Source organism: Nocardia implantans, assembly GCF_035544775.1.
Lineage (GTDB): Bacteria > Actinomycetota > Actinomycetes > Mycobacteriales > Mycobacteriaceae > Nocardia > Nocardia implantans.
In genome coordinates this window covers 410,008-429,226 of sequence record NZ_JAYKYQ010000005.1, presented here as the reverse complement: position 1 = coordinate 429,226, position 19,219 = coordinate 410,008, and the positions used below count along the sequence as shown (strand labels likewise).

Annotated in this window: 25 protein-coding genes; 12 read left to right on the top strand and 13 right to left on the bottom strand. The window is 69.7% G+C overall.

The window, feature by feature from the left end; all coding sequences use genetic code 11:
- Positions 1 to 6: 6 nt before the first annotated feature.
- Positions 7 to 1,308, bottom strand: coding sequence for an MFS transporter (locus U3653_RS15220; RefSeq protein WP_324722383.1), 1,302 nt, complete (start codon positions 1,306 to 1,308; stop codon positions 7 to 9).
- Here U3653_RS15220 and U3653_RS15215 point away from each other — a divergent pair.
- Positions 1,307 to 1,759, top strand: coding sequence for a winged helix-turn-helix transcriptional regulator (locus U3653_RS15215; RefSeq protein WP_195079966.1), 453 nt, complete (start codon positions 1,307 to 1,309; stop codon positions 1,757 to 1,759). The two genes, U3653_RS15220 and U3653_RS15215, sit on opposite strands and share 2 nt — an antisense overlap.
- Before the next feature lie 73 nt (positions 1,760 to 1,832).
- On the opposite strand, the gene U3653_RS15210 is transcribed toward U3653_RS15215, so the two are convergent.
- Positions 1,833 to 2,021, bottom strand: coding sequence for a ferredoxin (locus tag U3653_RS15210; protein ID WP_195079967.1), 189 nt, complete (start codon positions 2,019 to 2,021; stop codon positions 1,833 to 1,835).
- Positions 2,018 to 3,319 carry a cytochrome P450 gene (locus U3653_RS15205; protein ID WP_323124010.1) on the bottom strand — a complete coding sequence of 434 codons (1,302 nt, stop codon included), beginning with the start codon at positions 3,317 to 3,319 and terminating at the stop codon, positions 2,018 to 2,020. Before U3653_RS15205 ends, U3653_RS15210 begins: the two co-directional genes overlap by 4 nt.
- A gap of 142 nt (positions 3,320 to 3,461) precedes the next feature.
- On the opposite strand from U3653_RS15205, the gene U3653_RS15200 reads away from it, so the two are divergent.
- The 5 genes from U3653_RS15200 to bfr all read left to right on the top strand — a co-directional run bounded on the left by U3653_RS15200 (position 3,462) and on the right by bfr (position 7,141).
- Positions 3,462 to 4,604 carry an acyl-CoA dehydrogenase family protein gene (locus U3653_RS15200; RefSeq protein WP_195079968.1) on the top strand — a complete coding sequence of 381 codons (1,143 nt, stop codon included), beginning with the start codon at positions 3,462 to 3,464 and terminating at the stop codon, positions 4,602 to 4,604.
- A gap of 32 nt (positions 4,605 to 4,636) precedes the next feature.
- Positions 4,637 to 5,866 (top strand): acyl-CoA dehydrogenase family protein, encoded by a 1,230-nt coding sequence (locus U3653_RS15195; RefSeq protein ID WP_195079969.1) that lies wholly within the window; start codon positions 4,637 to 4,639, stop codon positions 5,864 to 5,866.
- A 267-nt stretch (positions 5,867 to 6,133) separates the two neighbouring features.
- Complete coding sequence (locus U3653_RS15190; protein ID WP_195079970.1) at positions 6,134 to 6,292, top strand: hypothetical protein; 159 nt, start codon at positions 6,134 to 6,136, stop codon at positions 6,290 to 6,292.
- Positions 6,293 to 6,411: 119 nt separating this feature from the next.
- A complete protein-coding gene (locus U3653_RS15185) occupies positions 6,412 to 6,603 on the top strand; it encodes a (2Fe-2S)-binding protein (protein ID WP_195079971.1) in 192 nt (63 codons plus the stop codon).
- 58 nt (positions 6,604 to 6,661) lie between these two features.
- Positions 6,662 to 7,141 carry a bacterioferritin gene (gene bfr, locus U3653_RS15180; protein ID WP_067807548.1) on the top strand — a complete coding sequence of 160 codons (480 nt, stop codon included), beginning with the start codon at positions 6,662 to 6,664 and terminating at the stop codon, positions 7,139 to 7,141.
- On the opposite strand, the gene U3653_RS15175 is transcribed toward bfr, so the two are convergent.
- The 3 genes from U3653_RS15175 to U3653_RS15165 all read right to left on the bottom strand — a co-directional run bounded on the left by U3653_RS15175 (position 7,119) and on the right by U3653_RS15165 (position 9,649).
- Positions 7,119 to 7,835, bottom strand: a complete 717-nt coding sequence (locus tag U3653_RS15175) for an acyl-CoA dehydrogenase family protein (RefSeq protein ID WP_323124009.1) — start codon at positions 7,833 to 7,835, stop codon at positions 7,119 to 7,121. The genes bfr and U3653_RS15175 overlap by 23 nt on opposite strands.
- A gap of 150 nt (positions 7,836 to 7,985) precedes the next feature.
- Positions 7,986 to 8,828, bottom strand: coding sequence for a patatin-like phospholipase family protein (locus U3653_RS15170; RefSeq protein ID WP_195079972.1), 843 nt, complete (start codon positions 8,826 to 8,828; stop codon positions 7,986 to 7,988).
- 188 nt (positions 8,829 to 9,016) lie between these two features.
- Positions 9,017 to 9,649 carry a hypothetical protein gene (locus tag U3653_RS15165; RefSeq protein WP_323124008.1) on the bottom strand — a complete coding sequence of 211 codons (633 nt, stop codon included), beginning with the start codon at positions 9,647 to 9,649 and terminating at the stop codon, positions 9,017 to 9,019.
- Positions 9,650 to 9,813: 164 nt separating this feature from the next.
- Between U3653_RS15165 and U3653_RS15160 the strand changes: the two genes are divergently transcribed.
- Positions 9,814 to 9,981, top strand: coding sequence for a DUF4236 domain-containing protein (locus tag U3653_RS15160; protein WP_083880898.1), 168 nt, complete (start codon positions 9,814 to 9,816; stop codon positions 9,979 to 9,981).
- 30 nt (positions 9,982 to 10,011) lie between these two features.
- Here the strand turns inward: U3653_RS15160 and U3653_RS15155 are convergent, their stop codons facing one another.
- The gene (locus tag U3653_RS15155) at positions 10,012 to 10,338 is read right to left on the bottom strand and encodes a hypothetical protein (RefSeq protein ID WP_195079973.1); all 327 of its coding nucleotides are present in this window, start codon (positions 10,336 to 10,338) and stop codon (positions 10,012 to 10,014) included.
- A gap of 294 nt (positions 10,339 to 10,632) precedes the next feature.
- Complete coding sequence (locus U3653_RS15150; RefSeq protein ID WP_195079974.1) at positions 10,633 to 11,118, bottom strand: DUF4383 domain-containing protein; 486 nt, start codon at positions 11,116 to 11,118, stop codon at positions 10,633 to 10,635.
- 1,141 nt (positions 11,119 to 12,259) lie between these two features.
- On the opposite strand from U3653_RS15150, the gene U3653_RS15145 reads away from it, so the two are divergent.
- Positions 12,260 to 12,496, top strand: coding sequence for an ABC transporter ATP-binding protein (locus tag U3653_RS15145; protein ID WP_195079975.1), 237 nt, complete (start codon positions 12,260 to 12,262; stop codon positions 12,494 to 12,496).
- Positions 12,497 to 12,609: 113 nt separating this feature from the next.
- Here the strand turns inward: U3653_RS15145 and U3653_RS15140 are convergent, their stop codons facing one another.
- Both U3653_RS15140 and U3653_RS15135 read right to left on the bottom strand, forming a co-directional pair.
- Entirely contained in the window at positions 12,610 to 12,915 is a 306-nt protein-coding gene (locus U3653_RS15140; RefSeq protein WP_040871783.1) for a hypothetical protein, read from the bottom strand.
- Positions 12,916 to 13,020: 105 nt separating this feature from the next.
- Complete coding sequence (locus tag U3653_RS15135; protein WP_195079976.1) at positions 13,021 to 13,584, bottom strand: HdeD family acid-resistance protein; 564 nt, start codon at positions 13,582 to 13,584, stop codon at positions 13,021 to 13,023.
- Positions 13,585 to 13,796: 212 nt separating this feature from the next.
- Between U3653_RS15135 and U3653_RS15130 the strand changes: the two genes are divergently transcribed.
- On the top strand, positions 13,797 to 14,783 hold the full coding sequence (locus U3653_RS15130) for a glycosyltransferase family 9 protein (protein ID WP_195079977.1): 987 nt from the start codon (positions 13,797 to 13,799) through the stop codon (positions 14,781 to 14,783).
- A gap of 46 nt (positions 14,784 to 14,829) precedes the next feature.
- Here the strand turns inward: U3653_RS15130 and U3653_RS15125 are convergent, their stop codons facing one another.
- Positions 14,830 to 15,150 carry an ArsR/SmtB family transcription factor gene (locus U3653_RS15125; protein WP_195079978.1) on the bottom strand — a complete coding sequence of 107 codons (321 nt, stop codon included), beginning with the start codon at positions 15,148 to 15,150 and terminating at the stop codon, positions 14,830 to 14,832.
- 182 nt (positions 15,151 to 15,332) lie between these two features.
- Between U3653_RS15125 and U3653_RS15120 the strand changes: the two genes are divergently transcribed.
- Together U3653_RS15120 and U3653_RS15115 are read left to right on the top strand one after the other, a co-directional pair.
- Positions 15,333 to 16,046 (top strand): M23 family metallopeptidase, encoded by a 714-nt coding sequence (locus tag U3653_RS15120; protein WP_195079979.1) that lies wholly within the window; start codon positions 15,333 to 15,335, stop codon positions 16,044 to 16,046.
- Between the two features lie 338 nt (positions 16,047 to 16,384).
- Positions 16,385 to 17,449, top strand: coding sequence for a hypothetical protein (locus U3653_RS15115; protein WP_195079980.1), 1,065 nt, complete (start codon positions 16,385 to 16,387; stop codon positions 17,447 to 17,449).
- On the opposite strand, the gene U3653_RS15110 is transcribed toward U3653_RS15115, so the two are convergent.
- Positions 17,421 to 17,741: a hypothetical protein gene (locus tag U3653_RS15110; protein ID WP_195079981.1), complete on the bottom strand. Its 321-nt coding sequence runs from the start codon at positions 17,739 to 17,741 to the stop codon at positions 17,421 to 17,423. The genes U3653_RS15115 and U3653_RS15110 overlap by 29 nt on opposite strands.
- 242 nt (positions 17,742 to 17,983) lie before the next feature.
- Between U3653_RS15110 and U3653_RS15105 the strand changes: the two genes are divergently transcribed.
- Entirely contained in the window at positions 17,984 to 18,319 is a 336-nt protein-coding gene (locus U3653_RS15105) for an RNA polymerase-binding protein RbpA (RefSeq protein WP_039801823.1), read from the top strand.
- A 75-nt stretch (positions 18,320 to 18,394) separates the two neighbouring features.
- On the opposite strand, the gene U3653_RS15100 is transcribed toward U3653_RS15105, so the two are convergent.
- Positions 18,395 to 19,177, bottom strand: a complete 783-nt coding sequence (locus U3653_RS15100; protein WP_195080290.1) for an ABC transporter permease — start codon at positions 19,175 to 19,177, stop codon at positions 18,395 to 18,397.
- Positions 19,178 to 19,219: the final 42 nt, after the last annotated feature.

Below are 19,219 nucleotides of genomic sequence, written 5' to 3'. Positions count from 1 at the left end.
GCGCGGTCAGTCCATTGCGGCCCGCGCCTGGTGCGCGCCCGACTTCCCGGCTCGAATAGTCGCGCGTTCGAGCGGTAGCCGCTCGCCGAGCGCCCAGACCGTCAAGGCGCACGACGCGAATCCGGCTCCGAGCAGACAGGAGCCGACCCAGCCGTCGGCAGTGCAGACGGCGGTGGTCGCGGCCGCGCCGACGGCGGAGCCGAGCGAGTAGAAGACCATGTAGCCGCCGACAACGCCGCTGACGCGGTCGGGCTGCGCTGCGGTGAGCAGGTTCTGGTTGCTGACGTGCACGGCTTGGACCGCGAAGTCGAGAACCACGATGCCGATGGCGAGCAGCCACAGTGACCTCGGCAGCTGCGCGATCGCCGACCACGACAGGATGAGCAGGGTGAGCGCGAGCCCGGTGACCGGGGCCGCATGCCCGGCGTCGGCCCACCGTCCAGCCCGGACTGCGCCGAGCGCGCCGGCGAGTCCGGCGAGTCCGAACAGCCCGATCCGGCTTTCGCTCAGCTGCCACGGCGCGCCCGCCAGCGCGAGCGACAGCCCGTTCCACAGGGTCGCGAACGAGGCGAACAGGAAGAACGCGATGAGCCCGCGCGTCAGGAAGTGGCGCTGCCCGAACAGGCCGCCGAGTGCGACGAGGGCCCGCCGATACCCCGACGGCCGGCCGGGTCGTTGCTCCGGCGGCAGGACGAGCAGGACCAAGGCCGCGAGCCCGAGCGCCAGGCCCGCGCAGGCCGCATACACACTCCGCCAGCCCCCGATCTGCGCGACCATGCCGGTGACGATCCGCGCGCCCAGGATGCCGATCATGACGCCCGAGGTCACAACTCCGATGCTCCGTCCGCGTTCGGCGGGCGGGGACACCGATGCGGCGTAGGCCACCGTGGTCTGTACCACCACCGCGAACAATCCGGTCGCCGCGAGCCCGGCGAACGCCACCCAGGTGGCCTGCGCCGAGGCCGTCAGGATCATGCCCACCGCGGTGAGCGCCAGGTGCGCTGCGATGAGCCGGCGCCTGTCGGACACCACATCGCCGAGCGGCACCAGCAGCACCAGGCCCACCAGATAGCCGACCTGAGCGGTGGCGACGATCCACCCCGCGCGTTCGGCCGTCACACCGAGATCACGTCCCATCGGCTCCAGAATCGGCTGTGCCGCATAGATGGTCGCCACCGCGACACCGCACACCACCGCCAGCAGCAACCGCCGCCACCCGTTCATCAGGCTCCCAATCAGTAGCAGATTGCAACCAATTGGACGGTACGACATAATGGTTTCAATCTGCAACTCATTGGGAGGTGTCATGCCGCGCACCGCGAACCCCGACTGGACCGACCCGGACTGCCCCGTCGCCCGCACCCTCGACCTGGTCGGCGACCGGTGGAGTTTTCTCGTCATCCGCGACGCGATGGACGGGGCACGATCGTTCACCGAGTTCCAGCGACGCACCGGCATCGCGCGCAATATCCTCACCGACCGGCTGCGCAAGCTCACCGCTCACGGGGTCCTCACTCAGCGCACCGCACCGTCGGGCCGCCGCCAGGAGTACGTGCTCACCGATGCGGGCCGCGACCTCTTCCCCGTCGTCCTCACGCTGCGGCAGTGGGGAGAGCGCCACGCCTTCGACCCCGGCGAGGCGCATTCCATCCTCGTGGACGAACACGGCATCCCCGTGCCGGAAATCGCCCCGACCGGTTCCGACGGCACCGCCCTCGGCACCGGCAACACCCGCGTGCAGAAGACTCGCGCATCCTAGGTGGAGCGGTCGCGGCACCAGGACGTCCGATTCGACCCGCTCGCGGCGGTGATCCCGGTGCCCGCCCTGTCGCTCACTCGATGACGATCGCGCTCTCGGGGCAGGACTGCACCGCCTCGCGCACCTGCGCCTCGAGGTGACCGGGCACCTCGGTGACGACGGCTTCGGCGTAGCCGTCGTCGGTCAAGGAGAACACTTCGGGGCACAGGCCGAGACAGACGCCGTGGCCCCGGCAACGATCCGCGTCGACGCCGACCTTCATCGCGCCCCACCCTCGGCCACGTCGAACTCCAAGTGCAGGGCGGTGAGTCCGCGCAGGATGAACGTGGGCAGGTAGCGGTAGTCGCGCGCGCCCTCGGGGCCGTGCACGCTCTCGTCTATCCGGAATCCGGTGGTGCGCTCGAGCAGCCGCTCGATGGCCACCCTGGCTTCGGCCCGCGCGAGCGGCGCGCCGGGGCAGGTGTGCACCCCGCGCCCGAATGCCAAGTGCGAGCGCGCGTTCGAGCGTCCCACCGCGAACGTGGTCGGATCCTCGAACCGGCGCGGGTCGCGATTCGCCGCGCCGTTGACCACCATAAGGACGGCGCCCGCGGGCACCTGGGTGCCGCCGACCTCGGTGGCGACCTTGGCCAGCCGGAAGTCGCCCTTGACCGGGCTCTCCATCCGCAGGCACTCCTCGATGAAGTGCTGGACGCGGCCGCGGTCCTCGCGCAGATCCCGCTGGATGTCCTGGCGCTCGGCCAGGATCTTCAGCGCCGAACTGAGCAGCCGGACGGTCGTCTCCTGGCCCGCCGAGAAGAGGTTCGCCGCCACCCGGACCACATCGAGGACCTCGGGTTCGCGCCCGCCGGGGAAGGTCGCGGTCGCCATGCTGGTCAGCACGTCACCGCGCGGGTTCTTCCTGCGGTCCTCGACGTACTCGGAGAATTTGGCGTAGAGGAATTCGATGGGGTTGTGCGACATGCCCTCCCCGTCGGTGCTGCCGACACTCGCGCCCTCGCGGTGCGGATCGCGTTGCAAGGCGTGCAGAAACTCCTCTTGATCGTCGTCGGGGACTCCGAGCAGGTCGGCGATCACGTACAGCGTGAAGGGGCCGGCGAATTCCCGCATGCAGTCGCCCTTGCCCTTGGCCAGGTACCGGTCCAGCATCCGGTCGGCGATGGCCCACATCGCCTCCTCGTTCTCCTTGAGTCGTTTCGGCGTGATCAACCGCATGAGCAGTGCACGGTGATCGGTGTGCACCGGAGGGTCGAGCGTGGGCAGCTGGTCGCTCATCGGCAGCTTGTCCCGGTGCTCGGCGATGAGGGCGTCGACATCCTCCGCCCCGGCCAGGGGCACCGGGAAGCCGGGGAACGGGCCGGTGACGGAGATGCAGGAGGAGAACCGTTCGACGTCGTTGTAGACCTCGAGCGCCTCGTCGTAGCCGGTCACCATCATCACGTCGTGGTGCTTCTCGCGCGTCACCGGGCACTGCTCGCGCAGCGCGTCGAAGTACGGATACGGATCGGCGACGAGCTCCTGCCCGAGGAAGAAGTCCAGCTCCTGGAAGTTTTTCACCACTCGAGGGTCCCTTCGACACCCCGGCGGAGGCCGCTCATAGGCCGAGTTCGCCGGGTGACTTCCGTGATTGAGAATATGCCTCTCATCTGTGAGTATGAGATTTCCACAAACAGGGCGGCGCGTCAACCGAAGGACAGGCATCATGACCAACGACCCCACCGCGGATCAGCGGTTGTTCCAGTCGACCACCCGCGAATTCCTGGCGGAAACCGTCCCGGTGAGCACCGTGCGCGCGCTCGGCGAAGCCGGGACGGGATTCGATCGGACCTGGTGGCGGCGCGCGGCGGAATTGGGCTGGACGGCCATGCTGGTTCCCGAAAGCCTCGGCGGCGGAACGGTTTCCGGAAGGCCGATGACCGAACTCGCCGCGGTGGCCGAAGAGCTGGGCCGCGCCTGCGCGCCCGGTCCGTTCATCACGACGAATGCCGTCCTGGCGGGACTGGCCTCGGACGCACGCCCTCTCGGCGAGGTCGTCACCGCCGTCGCCGCTGGCGAAACGATCGTGACGTGGGCGGTCTACGAACCCGGCCGGGACTTCACCGTCCTGTCCCCCGGACAGGCCCTCAGGACCAGCGCCGAACCCCAGGGCGACGGATACCGGCTCAACGGCGTCAAGGACCGCGTGGAAGCGGGCGACCAGGCGGATCTGTTCCTGGTGACCGCCCAGAGCGCCGACGGCCCGGTGCAGCTGCTGGTGCGCGCCGACGCCCCCGGCGTGACCGTCACCCCGGCCTGGACCCTGGACCTGGTCCGCCGCACCGCGCGCGTGACGTTCGAGAATGTCGCGGTATCGGCGGACGCCGTGGCGCACACCGGCGGCGCCGCCGTGGCCGCGCTGCGAGCGCAGGCGCGCACCGCGGCCGTGCTGACCGCCGCCGAGCTGGTCGGCGCCGCCGACGCCGCGCTCGCCGCGACCTTGTCCTGGTTGTTCGATCGCTACACCTTCGGCAGGCAGCTGGCCTCCTACCAGGCGCTCAAGCACCGGATGGCCGACAACAAGACCTGGCTGGAAGCGTGCCGAGCCACCGCGACCGCCGCCGCGGCGGCGTGGGACGACGACCCGGCCTGCGCGGGCGAGGCGATCAGCATCGCGAAATCGTATGTGGGAGCGAAAGCCCCGGTGATCGCCCAGGACTGCGTACAGCTGCACGGCGGCATCGGCGTCACCTGGGAGCACGACCTGCATCTGTACCTACGCCGGATCACCCTCGGCCGCGCCATGTACGGCACGCCAGAGGAGCACCGGCGCCACATCACCGATCTGCTCGACACGGCAGCCGCGTGAACCGGATCGAGCCCGCCAGGAAGGACCGCGTTATGACCACGGATCTGGAGCCCGTCGAGGACTTCCGCGCCCGCGCGCGGACCTGGTTGCGGGGCAACCTGCCCCCGGCCCCCGCCGCGGACCACAAGTCCGACACCGAGGAGGCGTGGGACCGCGCCCGGCAGCTGCAACGGATGCTGCACGAGGGCGGCTTCGCCGGAATCTGCTTCCCGGCCGACTACGGCGGACTCGGCCTCACCCCGGCCCACCAGCGGGCGTTCACCGAGGAATCGCTGCCCTACGAGATGCCACTGCTGCTGAACGTGCCGACGCTGGCCATCTGCGCGGCGAGCCTGCTCGATCTCGGCACCGAGCAGCAGAAGCGCGCGCACCTGCCCGCCGTGCTGCGCGGCGAAGAGATCCTGGCGCAGTTCCTGTCCGAGCCGCGCGGCGGGTCGGATCTGGCCGGACTCACCACCCGCGCCGAGCGCGACGGCGACCGGTGGATCCTCAACGGATCGAAGATCTGGAGCTCCGGCGCCTACGCCGCCGACTACGGGCTGTGCCTGGCCCGCACCAACTGGGAGGTCGCCAAGCACCGCGGGCTCACGATGTTCCTGGTGCCGGTGCGCGCCGAAGGCGTCACCGTGCGGCGGATCAAACAGGTGACCGGCTCGACCGAGTTCTGCCAGGAATTCTTCGACGACGTCGCGCTGCCCGAGGAGGCGGTGCTCGGCCGGGTGGACGGCGGCTGGGACGCCGCGTCCCTGCTGCTGCACCACGAGCGCGCCGCGCTGGGCGGCACGTCGCCGTACACCAGCGGCGCGCGCCCGCACCTGGGCGGCGAGGCCGACCGGCTGCTCGAACTGGCTCGCGCCACCGGGCGCTGCGCCGACCCGCGCACCAGGGAGGACATCGGCGAGGCGCGGGCCATGAACGTGGTGCGCGACCAGCTCATCGCGCACGTCTCGCTGGCCATCGCGAGCGGTGACCTGCCGCCCTCCGCCGGAGCCATCACCCGGTTGTTCACCGCGGAGAACGCCTGGCTGCAAACGGATATGGCGGTACGCATCGCCGGGTCCACCGCGGCCACCCACAGCCCGGGCGACGCCGCCGACACGACCAGGGTGGGCCTCGATTACCTGTTCCGGTCGGCGTGGAGCCTGGCCGGCGGCAGCACCGAGATGGCGCGCAACGTCATCAGTGAGCGCGTGCTCGGCATGCCCAGGGAGTTCGCCGCCGATCGCGACGTCCCGTTCAACCAGGTCGAGAACGGCCGATAACCGGCGGCCCGCAGCCGCAGGGGACCGCGATCCGCTGGAAGCGGGCCCGCTGCCCGAGATCGCCGCGGCCGAACGCCATGGATGCAGGCGAGCACGTAACCGCCGGCCACGTCCTCGTCGGCAACCGGGTTCGCATCACCGGCCCGTCCAGCGCGGGGCCGCTCCGGTTCCCCGGCGTCAAGGTCGCGCGCACCGTCGGCGTGCCGCACGAGACGCTCGGCGAAGCCGTGGTCTCGTGCGTGGCGCCGCGGCCGGGCGCGACGGTGGATGGCGCGGAACTGCGCTTTCCTGCGCGAGCGGCTGGCCGGCTACAAGGCGCCGCGGCACGTGCTGCTGCGCACCGAAGAGGACATCGCGCTCCCCGGCAGCGCCGAGATCGAGTCGAGCGAGCCGCGGCAGCTGGCCGTACGGCGGCTCGCCCCCTAGCGGAGCTCGCGCGGGCCGCGGGCTTCACACCGCCGGAGCGAGCTGCTATACATTAGGGGAGGCTTACCTCGTTAGTCGAGGCTAACCTCAGCGATAAGGTGACCTGGCTGTGAGGCTTCATGTACGTCTGTATTTGTAACGCGGTGTCCGAAGGTGACGTGCATACCTGCGTTTCGGCGGGCGCCGACAGCATCCGCCAGGTGAAGAACGCCTGCGGATGGAAGCCGGGTTGCGGCAGCTGCACGACGCGACTGGCCGAGGTGATCGGCCGCGCACGGGCCTCCGCGGGAGCGCAGCCATCGGCCGCCTGAGCCGACACACCAGGCGGTCTGCCCGCCGCTGCGCGCATTTTGTGCCACGATCGCTGCTATGGACGGCGACAAGGACATCGTTGCGCTGCTCAACGAGCAGCTGACGGCCGAACTCACGGCGATCAATCAGTACTTCCTGCACGCCAAGATGCAGGAGAACTGGGGCTTTACCAAGCTGGCCCGGCACACTCGGCACGAGTCAATCGACGAGATGAAACATGCCGAGCTGCTCACCGACCGGATCCTCTTCCTGGAGGGTTTGCCGAACTATCAGAAGCTCAACCCCCTGCGCATCGGGCAGAGCGTGCCCGAGCAACTGCGGGCCGATCTGCAGATCGAGCTGGAAGCGGTCGAACGGCTGCGCCGTGGCATCGAGCTGATGCGTTCGCGCGGCGACGTGACCTCCGCTCGCATCTTCGAGCACATCCTCGAGGACGAAGAGCAGCACGTCGACTACCTGGAAACCGAACTCGATCTGGTGGAGAAACTGGGCGAGCCGCTGTATCTGCAGCGCTTCACCGAGACTCCGGACGACTGACCGCTTGTTCCCGGTCGGCTCCAAGCCGCCGACCGGCGATCCGCCCCGCGCTCGCTATGCCGGGGCGAATCGCCGGGCCAGTCGTCTCCGGTGTTCGGCGGGCGTGCCGAACATGACCCCGATCGAGCGTGGCTCGCTTGCGATAGGCGTGAATCCCGCTCTCCCACATGTAACCCCTGCGGCCGTGCAACTGCATGGCCTTCCCCGCCACCCGCACCGCCGTCTCGGGGGTGAACGCCTTGGCCCTCGATGCCGCGCCGCCCGCGTCCGGACCGGACGCGACCTCGGCTCGCACCGCGGCCGCCACCAACTGCCCGGCCACCGCAATCCGCACCAGCAGGTCCGCGCAGGCGCGCTTGACGGCCTGGCAGGAGCCGATCGGACGGACGAACTGTTCGCGCACCCCGGCGTAGCCGACGGTGGCCGCCGGCATGGCCCTGCTGAGCCCCAGACTGTCGCAGGCCGTCGCGATCGCGGGCCGGTCGCACTGCCGCCGAGTGCGCGCCCGCCGTCGCCGTGGAAACGCCACAACGCCACCGGCCCCGACCCGCCCGAGATCGCGCGTCGCGTCGACCACCGGCCGCGCGGTGACGGTCGCCCCGGGAACGCCGGGTTCGACCGCCACGATGACGACTTCGCCGCTGGGAGCACGAGCGGGCACCAGCAGCCGATCAGCGCGGGGAGCGTCGAGCACGAATCGGCGCAGCCGTGCGGACGCAGGGGCTCGGCGCTCACCACGAGCCGGAACGGCGCTTCGCGACAAGGTCGCCGAGGGCTTCGGCTGCTACGGCGAATACGTCGAGCGCGACGAGGACATCGCTCGAGGGAGTACGGCGGTGAGCGGTCAGCCGTTCGGCCAGACGTCCTTCAGTCGCGACGCCGCCTCGGCCGCCTGGCGCACGCCCGCCGCATGGGCGGGAGCCAGCGCCGCGGAGTCGAACACGTCGAGTCCGATCACGGCGACGGCCTCGTCGTCGGGGACAATGGAAACCTCTGTGGCCGAGCCGAGTTCGCGATCGCTCGGAACACGCGGGAACATGTGCGCCAGCGGTTCGAGGATCACCACGACGTCCGCGCCTGCGGCCAGGTCCGCGTTGACCGGCGAGCGCAAGCCGCCGTCGATGTAGTGGCTGCCGTCGATCGGAATCGGCGGGAAGACTCCCGGCACCGCCGTGCTCGACGCCAGCGCCGCGGGCAACGACGCCGCGCCGTCCCTGGTCCATGCCCGCAATTCGCCGGTGGTGATGTCGATCGCGGTGACGACGAGATCGCGCGCGGGCCATCGCGTTACACCGGCCAGCCCACCGATGCGCGCGATGTGCTCGTCCGGAGCACCGACCTGCGCGGCCAAGGCCAACTCCCCGGCCCGGCGGCGCGCCTGGGCCGGGTCCTGTCCCGGAGCGCGCAGTACGGCGAAGATCTCCGCCATGCGCGTCGGATCCGCCCGCACCGGCGCCGCCGACGTGGACGGCGGCCGCAGCAATCGCGCCGGATCACCGCCATCGGCCAGGACCGCGCCGACCACCGCCCCCGCCGAGGTCCCCACGAATCGGTCGGCCCGGGCCAAGTCGATGCCGTTGTCCCGCAGTCCGGTCGCCAGTCCGGCCAACCACGACAGGCCGACCGGACCACCTCCCCCCAGCACGAGCGCTACCGACAAACCGCTGGAAACCACCGAGTCCGACATGCCGCCAGCCTATCCGCACCGGCCCCGGCCGACGCCGTGTCAGCCTCCTGCCGGGCACAACTCGCGTCCCGCTGTCACGTGCCGGGCGGTGGCGTGTATTCGGTCATCGGCTGGGTGGAGGTCCCGGACAGCTGACACGGGCCTTCGTGCGGTGAACGTGGCGATGCGAAGCCGGGGACCGTCGAGGCTTACTGCGACGGTTCACCGGCGCGGATCACCGCGACCGACAGCTGTCGCCACGACGACGTCAACCGGACCAACTCGTCCACTGTCGGCTCGGTCGCCGCGTGCGAGCCGTGCCCCGACAGGAAGTGGACCGTCGTACCGGTCGTGCCGTCCGCGGCGACCGGCAGCAGATCGGTGACCGGGACGCCGTTCTCATAGCGTTGCGTCCAAGCTCCGTGCCGCCTGCGATTGGTATGCACGAGCCATCGGCTCAGCGCCGCGACGACGGACATGCCACGGCGCGGATGACCGTCGGGCAGGCGTTCCGCGTCAGGGAAGTCGAAGAACCGCAGATCTTTCGTCGCCATGATCGGCTTCTTGACGTGGCGTCCGCTGGCGTCGATGCGGGTGTCGGTGCCTCTTCCATCGTCGGAGACCGACACCGAACCATCGGTGTGCAAGACCACGACGCACCGTCCGCCGTTCCCACATGCGGCTTCGTCCGCCGCGTACGCGACGACTTCGAGGATCAGGTGACGGATACCGCCGGGAGCCATCGCTTCCGGCTCGCGGCGAATCCGTTCCAGATGAGCGAGGTCCACGGTGCTCGCCCAGTCGTGCGTCGTATTCTCCCAAGGGCTTCCAGTGCCGTCCATGGCATCAGTAGAGCGCACGTCAGCGGTAGATCGCCCATCGTTTCCGGGCCGCCCGCTCGACGGCACGAATCCTGTCGGGATGCCGGCCAAGGGTGCGCCGACCAGCGAAAACCCTGTGGGATAACCGGATCCGTTATCCTGGGGTCGAGTCAGGGAGGCTGCTCATGCCAATCAGATACCGTCAGCGCAAATCGTTCGGGCCGCTGAAACTCAACTTCACCCAGTCGGGGCTGTCGTCGTGGAGCATCAAAATCGGCCCCTGGTCGTGGAACTCCCGAACCAAGAAGAACAGTGTGGACCTGCCGGGTCCGCTGGGCTGGCGCCAGCGCTGAACCGCGCCGGACTTCGTCCGGCGGAGCGATTCAGGCCCAGATCCGCGACAGCGCCGAACGGGAGTACGTCTGCTGGGGCGTCACGGTGATCAGGTCGCAGACCTCGACGAGTCCCGCCGGTACCGCGTTGCCGAAGTGGTGCAGCCCGGGCGCGATCACCGCGTCGACGCCGAAGGTGCGGACGACGTCGACGAGGCGATCCACCGGTGCGTCGGTACCGGCGCCGAAGGTCACCGTCTTACACAGCTCGTAACCCAGTCGCTTGGCCAAACTCCGCATCTGCGCTTCGTCCCAATCCTGGGACACACCCGAGACGTCCTTGCGGAGATATCCCAGCGCGGGTGGTTTGGCCCTCATCGGTACTCCCTTGCCGCGATCGTTGCCAACGTGGTCGAAGCGCCTGCACTCCCACAAGCTCGCGCGGTCACGGCGCGGATTGCGGGCTGAGCAAGTTATTGACATCATATGTTGTCAACAGCAGTCGATGTCAACATCTTCGGCGTTCGGCAACCAGCTTTTCGGCGTCGCCCGAACCGAGCGTACCGTCGGCGACCCGGCGGCACCCGGCGGAGCTGGTCGTCTCCGAGAACCTTTGACGCGCAGCAACTTTCGGTAGCCAGCACTCGGATGGGCCCCGATGTGGCGCGTCGGCTACTCCAGGATTCCGGTCTGCCTGCCCGCTCCCGGCGCCTGGGTCACGGGCCGCCGCGCCAAGACCACACCGAGGGCGATCATGCCCGCGCCGAGTACGAAGTGCAGCCAATTGTCAGCCGTATCGAGCGGCACGAAGTTGGCGTCGCTGTCGGGGTTCACGACCAGTCCGTACAGCCACAACACGAGATACAGCACACCGCCGCCGAGCAGGAACGCACGCGCCGACGCAGCGGTGCGCGCGGCCAGCACCCCGGCGATGCCGAAAGCCAGGTGAACCACGTTGTGCAGCACCGAAACGCCGAACAGACCGAGCAACTGGGCCTGGGAGTGATGACCCGCCCACTCGAGTTCGCCGTAGTCGGTCGTGATTCCTGGAATGAACCCCAGGATGCCGACCAGCAGGAACGTCGCCCCGACCGCCATGGCGGCGACCTGGAGCGGAGACCGCCGATCCGTTGTCGCGCCGGATGTGGAATTGGACATCGCCGAACCAGCCCTTTCGCTGTGGGTTGACCTCCGTCCCCACCGTGCTACCCGGGCGCAAACGAGACAAACAGCGCGGCGCGGCCCAGCCGGCCGCCGCGCGCGACGAAGCAACGGCAGTCGGCCGGACTGAGACGGCACCCACACCCGTATGGCCGCGGCGTGACCGTGATCCCCGTCTCCTCCGATCGCAGCACCGGAACCCCTGTCACCGGAGCCGGCGGTGTTCGCGCTGGTACACCGGCCGCGACAGCATCGGTAGCGGGTTTCGGACAAGACCGGGATGCCCGGCCCCGCGCCGAGGACTCGCGCCCGCCTTCCGGTCGGTGGATACTGTCGGCGACTCGAAAACAACTGTCCGCCTTGGTAAGCCGACGCAGTCTGTCAACCGGATGGTTTTGCCAGGGAGGCAAGGACCATGTTGGTCTGGTGTGTTGTGACCATGATCGTGATCGTTCTGCTGGGCGCGGCCGCGTCGGCGATGGCATGGGATCCGCGGGGACGCCGCCGCGCGGCCGGCGTGCCGCCGGTTCCGCCGGCGGCGACCTCGGAGTCCACCGCGGCGAGCCCGAATGACTGGCCGCGCACACAGGACACCCGGCGTCCGGCCCGCTCACTGGAAACGAGTTCACCTGCGCGGTAGCGCCCATCGCGGTCGCCCCAGGCGTTCGCGGCCGTAGTGCCGCCGTGTTCCGATCACACTGATCGAGTCCATCGCTGCGGGGCGCGTTCCAAGGCCTCCTTTTTTAGAGCGTGCAGGCGGTTGGAATCGTGGTGGCGACGGGAACAACCCGGACATCTCGGTGTCCGGGGTCATGAGCTACGGAAAGGGCGCACTGCTCGCCGCGGCCGCGGACAGCGAGGCCGGGCAGGACCCCCGCACCCTGTGCAGCGGGCTGGCGATCATGCTGCGCGGGTGCGGGCGGGCGCCGGGCCGCCGCGGTCGCCTCCGGCCTGGTGAACGCCTGCTGCATGGCGCTCGCCGCGAAAGCCGTGGATGGAGTACGGAGCACATGGTGGTCGCGAGCTTCGCCGAGGGCCGTTTCCCCGCGGCCGGAGCGGCCTTCGTGCTGGCGGTCTCGCTGCTGCGCATCGTGACGATCATCTTGCGCGGCGTTGCGACGCGGGCACCGACGCACGGATGCAGCACGCCCTGGCCCGCCTCACCCGCGGCCGCACCACCCCGACGATCGCGCATCGGATACACACGGCCGAGACCGCCGATCGGGTGCTGCTGTTCCACGAGGGCCGGATCGTCGAGGACGGCAGCCATGCCGAGCCGCTGCGGCGCGGCGGGCGCTACGCCCGGCCGCACGCGGCGTGGGCACGCGACACCGTGTCGGCATCGGAACGGATCCCCACCGACGTCGGCGGGTGAAACGGCAGGGCGGGCGAGGCGAGCACGGAAACGGCCGAGGCGATCGCGCACCACACCGACGAAACTCGTGCGATGGGTGACGCGACGCCTCGGCCGCGATCGCTACGGTCGGCTCAGCTGACCGAGACGCTGCCGCCCTTGGGCAGGTAGCCGATCTTCTCCACGGGCAGCTCGCCGACCACCGAACCGGTGCAGTCCCTTCCGGAGTACAGCGTGACGGCACGATCGGTGCTGTTGACGACGGTGATCTGGAACGTGGTGTAGAAGGTACCGTCGGTGTTCAGGCAGCCCACCGGATCCGCGTGCAGTTCGCCGTTGATCGACAGCGTGCCGACCGCGGCCTGCGCCGTCCCCGCCGACAGCATGGCCGCGGCCCCCGCCAGGGCGAGCGCACCGACAAACCCAGCAGTACGAATCATTCGTGCCTCCAGTTCTTTTCGATGTCGACCAACCCCGAAGCCGACGTCTGGTGAAAATGCGCCTGTGATTCTGTCACGAGTTCCAGCCGGAGGGAACCGTGCTGGTCAGGCGATCTCCCTGCGCACACCGAACGCCACGATGATCTCCATGATGCCGACGATGATCAGCCACACCCCGGCCAAGACGGCCAACGTGGCCACCGACCGCACCGGCCAGACGATGAGCACGACACCGGCGACCGCGGTGACGAGGCCGAAGAGCACCTGCCACCAGCGCCCCGGCAGTTCCGGTTCGGAGATCGCGGCCACCAGCAGCGCGATCCCGCGGAACAGCCAGCCGATGCCGATCCACAACCCCAGCAGCAGCAACGAGGCGAGTTCGTCGCGGAAGCAGAAGACGCCGACCACGATGGACAGCACGCCGATGATGAACGACAGCACGCGCAGGCCGGTGCCGACCGGCGCGCCGAAGGCCGCGAGCAGCTGCAGGAAGCCGGTGACCACCAGGTAGACCCCGAAGATGATGCCCGCCGCCGCCAGCGTGATGTCGGGCCAGGCCAGGATCAGGATGCCGAGGATCACCGCGAGGACGCCGGTGAGCAGGATCGTTTGCCACGCACGGCGGGCAAGAGACTTCAGTGGACCCTCTACCACGCTGTTTGTCGTCATTCCCTGATGTTATAGCTGCGATGCATATGTTCCCTGCATATTTGCTAGGCAGCGTGCGCCCAGGGTTTCCTTCGACGTCACGACGTTGTCCCACGTTCACGTTTCGCCATCCGACCGGCCGGGTAGTTATTCGTCAGTGACTCTTCGTCGGCGCCCCTGGGCTGAACGGGTGGGTCGGGGTTCGGTGAGACTCGGGTGGCTAGGAGAAGAGGGTGGCGGTTCTGCTCGTGTTGCAGGCGCGTGGGCTGGGTGATCTACTCACCGCGATCCCGGCTCTTCGTGCGCTGCGCCGAGCCAAACCCCACGATCGCATCGTCTTGGCGGCGCCGCTGCGACTCAAGCCGATCGTCGATCTGATCGCCTCGGTCGACACTCTGCTGCCCACTCCCGATCCGGGCAGCCTCCGTTGGGACGCGCCCGCGCCCGAGTTGGCGGTCAACCTGCACGGCGCAGGCGCCGAGAGCATCGTCGCCCTGTCCAAGACCGGGGCCGAGCGCATACTCACTTTCCGCAACCCCGCGTTTCCCGAGTTGTCCGGCCCGGCGTGGGAGCCGGACACCCACCAGGTGGACCGCTGGTGTCATCTGCTGGAGTACGACGGCATCGGCGCGGATCGCCGCAACCTGGGACTGGTTCCGCCGGTGTCGACGACCAGCCGCCGCGACTGCGTGGTCGTGCACGTCGGCGCGGGCGCACCGGCGCGCCGCTGGCCACCCGACCGGTTCGCCGCCGTCATCCGGCACCTGCTCGCCCTGGGACGCGAGGTGGTGCTCACCGGCGACGAGTACGAACGCCAACTCGCGCTCGGCGTCGCCGCACGAGCGGGCCTGCCCGCCGGCCGGGTGCTTGCCGGACAGCAGACCCTCATCGATCTGTCCGCCACCGTCGCCGAGGCCGCCCTCGTGATCTGCGGAGACACCGGCGTGGCCCACTTGGCCACGGCGTTCGGCACCCGGACCGTCCTGCTGTTCGGCCCGACGCCGCCGCAGTTGGCCGGTCCGCCCGCGCACCTGCTCGGCCGGCATGCCGTGCTGTGGGCCGGCCATGTCGGCGACGCCGACGCCGCCGCCCCCGACCCCGGCCTGTTGCAGATCGACGTCGCCGAGGTGATCACCGCCGTCGACAAGCAGCTGAGCAAGCGCAATTGGCCCAGCACGGGTACCGACCGTCCCAAGACGGCCTATCGCCGGGTGGGATGACCGCCACCGACCGCCGCCGAAGACGGACGCGGGCACACCGCCGCGGTCACGCGTTCGCTGTCGCGGCGGTCTGCAACGCCGCGGAATAGGCGGCGATCGCGCTCGGCCAGAACTGTTCGAGGTAGTCGCGGGCGTCGGCGAGGCCGCGTGGGTCGAGGGAATACAACCTGCGATTGCCCTCCGGCCGCATCATCACCAAGCGCGCCTCGCGCAGCACACGCAGATGCTGCGAGACCGCCGAACTGGTCACACCGAGTTCCTCCGCCAAGTCGCCGACCGAGCGAGCGGCCTGCGGCAGGGCCTCGAAGATCGCGCGACGGGTCGGGTCCGCCAGCGCCGTGAGGGCACGAACTCCATTAGTCGCCACTCACACAGTGTGCGCATCCAGCACTCCCCGGGTCAACCGCCGCCAAGTCTTCGTCGTCCCAGCTCGCATAGGAATCGCGCAGGATTCTTCACCTCTTCGCAATGATCGAGCTGGGCTTTTGCACCCGGTGATGGTTGCCACAGGATTGCGGACGCCTGCGGCGGCTGCCGTACGTTCGACGCATGCCCGTGACCTTTCCGTTACCGATCCGTCGCGCCGCGACACGGTTGCGCCGCGACGGCGTCACCGCCCGCGTCGTCGTCGCCTCCGCGGTCGTCACCGCGTCCTTCGGCGTGCTCGCCGCGGCGCAGCAGGACGAGGACACCGACTCCGCCCGCCTCGTGGCGGGGAAGATCGCCTCGGGTGAGATCCGCCCCGCCGAGGGCATGGCTCGATTCGCCGTCTTCACCCCACCGCAGAGCCCGGCTCCGCAGGCCGCCCCGGCGCCTGTGCCCTGGGACCTCAACCGCATCGCGCAGGACTTCGCCCGCCCGAAGACCGTCCGGCCCGCCGCCGGCGTACTGACCTCGAATTTCGGCACGCGCTGGGGCGCGATGCACGCCGGCCTGGATTTCGGCGATCCGCTCGGGGCGCCGATCGCCGCCGTCACCGACGGCGTCGTGATCGAGGCCGGTCCCGCCTCGGGCTTCGGCCTGTGGGTGCGGGTCCAGCAGGACGACGGCACCGTCGGCGTCTACGGCCACGTGAACGACATCCTCGCCACCGTGGGCCAGCCGGTCCGCGCGGGCGACGTCATCGCGACGGTGGGCAACCGCGGCTATTCCACCGGGCCGCACCTGCACTACGAAGTCCATCTGGCCGACGGCACCCCGATCGATCCGCACCCCTGGCTGGCCGGACGCGGCATCGACGTCGGGTACGCCCCGGAGGACTGACCCCGATCCGGCTCGCGGGACACGAGGGCTCGCGGACGAACCCGGCGACAGCGCCGTCGCCCGCTACGGGCCGCGAACGCAACGACGCGTTCGCGGCCCGCTTCATCTGCCCGATCGGCGCAACGGGATCGAGCGCGACGCCCGCGATCCCGCCGCGGGATCCAATCCCTATGAGGCCTCCGCCGGACCAGCTTCGTGGCGCGCCAAGGCACAGCCGTAAGCGAGGACATGTGGGTCCGCGGTACCGCCCGCGGGTGGCCCCCCGGTACCGGGGTACTAGACGCGAATAGCGCCCCGGCGGGACGTCCACCGGGGTCCGCGATTCCTACGTTCGCTCCATGTCCACAACACATTTCGTCGCCGCACCCGCAGGCGGGTCGCGGTCGCGTGCGAGCACGCGGACGGCGACGCGCGGGCGGCTGCATCGACCACTGCTCGGCACGGTCGCCGCGATGACCGCGCTCGTCCTGTTCTCCCTCCCGGCGATGCTGCTCGACGACCGCACGCTGCTCGGCGAATCCGTCTGGCTCAAGCCGATGAAATTCGGCCTGGCGTTCACTGTCTACAGCCTCACCCTGGCGTGGCTGTTGTCGTTGCCGCACAAGGGAAGCCGGGTCACCTGGTGGCTGGGCACGGTGTTCGCGGTGACCGGATTCGTCGATGTGGGATTCATCGTGCTGCAAGCCGCGCGCGGCACGTTCAGCCACTTCAACACCGAGACCGACCCGGTGAACTCGATCGGGCAGGTGGTCTTCGCCTCCGGCGTGCCCGGCCTGTTCCTGGCCAACCTGCTCATCGTGCTGATCCTGTCCTGGCAGCGATTGGCGGACCGCCCGACCGCACGCGCCGTCCATGCCGGTCTGGCGCTGGCCGTGGTGGGTATGGCGCTGGGCTACCTGATGGGATTCACCGGCAAGCAGCTCGTCCGCGACAGCGCCGGACGAGTCGTCGAATTGGCCGCCGGGCACACGGTCGCGCCCGACTCCGGCGATCTCGCTCCGCGCGACGCCATGGGCGGCATGCCGATCACGCACTGGAGCACCATCGGCGGCGACCTGCGCGTGCCGCACTTCGTCGGGCTGCACGGCATCCAGGTCCTGCTGCTGGCGGCCATCGCACTCGCCCGGCTCGCGCCGCGGTACCGCTGGCTGCGCCCGCAACGCGCTCGCGCGGCCGTCGTCGCTGTGCTGGCGGCGGGCTACGCCGGCCTGCTGGCGCTGGTCTTCTGGCAGGCGATGCGCGGCCAGTCGCTGGTCCATCCCGACCCGGCCACCTGGTACGCCGCCTCCGGACTTGTGGCGACCGTCGTCGTGCTGCTCGGCGCGGTGTATCTACGCCACCGCGGCGCAACACCCGAGACCACGCCGGAGCCGGTCAGCGCAGACGTTCCGCGTCACGGGTGAGCGCGACCAGCGTCTTGCCGAGCGCCGCCAGCTCATCGGGCGTGGCCCCCTCCGCGATCGCGGTGGCGACGTCCTCGGCGGCGCAGCGGGCGGCGAACCAGCGATCGGCCAGGTCGGCGGCCTCGTGGGCGCTGAGCACGACCGCGTCGTCGGGAATTCCCGTCCCCTTCAAGCTGTTGCGGTGTTCGTAGGCGCGTTGGCGACAGGACTGGCGGCAGTACCGGCGACGGCGGCCGGCCTCCGATTCCACGATCTCCCGCCCACACCACTGGCAGGACAAGCGGCGCGACATGACGCAGAACACTAATCGCTCGCCACTCCTGATCCGCTCAGCGCCCCCGGCGAATCACCCGCCGTCGGGTGCGACGGGGCCGATGCGACGCTGGCACTACAATGGAACGGTTCACCGCGGCCGCGTCGGGAACTATTGGCGCAGGCCCGATCGTTGTACATCAGGTCCGGCGGGTGCTGCGCGCACTCGCGCGGACACGGTCGCAGCGCACGAAGACTCGAGCACACAGGGAGAGGCACACCATGGCAGATCGCGTACTCCGAGGCAGTCGGCTCGGAGCGGTGAGCTACGAGACCGATCGCGACCACGACCTGGCTCCGCGTCGGATCGCCCGGTACCGGACCGACAACGGCGAGGAATTCGACGTCCCCTTCGCCGACGACGCCGAGATCCCGCCGACCTGGCTGTGCCGCAACGGCCAGGAGGGGGTGCTGGTCGAAGGCACCACCCAGGAGACCAAGAAGGTCAAGCCGCCGCGCACGCACTGGGACATGCTGTTGGAACGCCGCAGCAAGGAGGAGCTCGAGGAGCTGCTCAAGGAGCGCTTGGAGCTGCTCAAGACCCGCCGCCGCGCCTGACGGTTCGCGAATACCGAAACGGCCGCCGCATCGTCCGGATGCGGCGGCCGTTCGCTGTGCGCGTGGGCGCGCGGGTCAGTGACTGGCCACCTTCCGGTAGCGCAGCAGCGCCAGCGGCACGGCCACCACGAGGATCGCCACCGAGCAAGCCGCCGCGTATTCGACGCAGTGATCGGCGGCCCATCCGCTGGGCGGGACGAAGGTGGGCGGCGAGTCGTTGTCGAACAATTTGCGTCCCGCCGCCGACACCGCGGTGATCGGATTCCACTCCGCGATGGTGCGCAGCGGGCCGGGCAGAGTCTCGGCGGAGATGAACGCCGAGGAGATGAACGTCAGCGGGAAAAGCCAGATCAACCCGGCGCTCTGCGCCACCTCGACGGTCGGCGACATCAGGCCGGTCAGCGCGCCCACCCAGGACATCGCGAACGCGAACAGCAGGATCACCGCGAACGCCAGCACGGCGTCGGAGACGCTGCCGTGGATGCGCCAGCCCACGATGTACCCGCACCCGACCATCACCGCCAGGCTGAGGATGTTGACCACCAGGTCCGACAGCGTGCGGCCCATCAGCACGGCCAGCCGCGACATCGGCAGCGCCCGCATCCGGTCGATGATGCCCTTCTGCAGATCCCCCGCCAGGCCGACCGTGGTGAACGCGGCGTTGAACGCCACCGTCTGGGTGAAGATGCCCGCGAGCAGGAATTCCCGGTACTGGCCGCCGCCCAGCGACGCGCCGAAGATGTAGGCGAACAGGAACACGAACATCAGCGGTTGGATCGTGGCCGTCACCAGCAGCGTCGGCACGCGCAGGATGGTGAGCAGATTGCGGTGCGCGACGATGGCGCTGTCCCGGAACAACCGCAGCCGTGGAGCGGTATCCCGATGCGCCGCGGCCTTTTC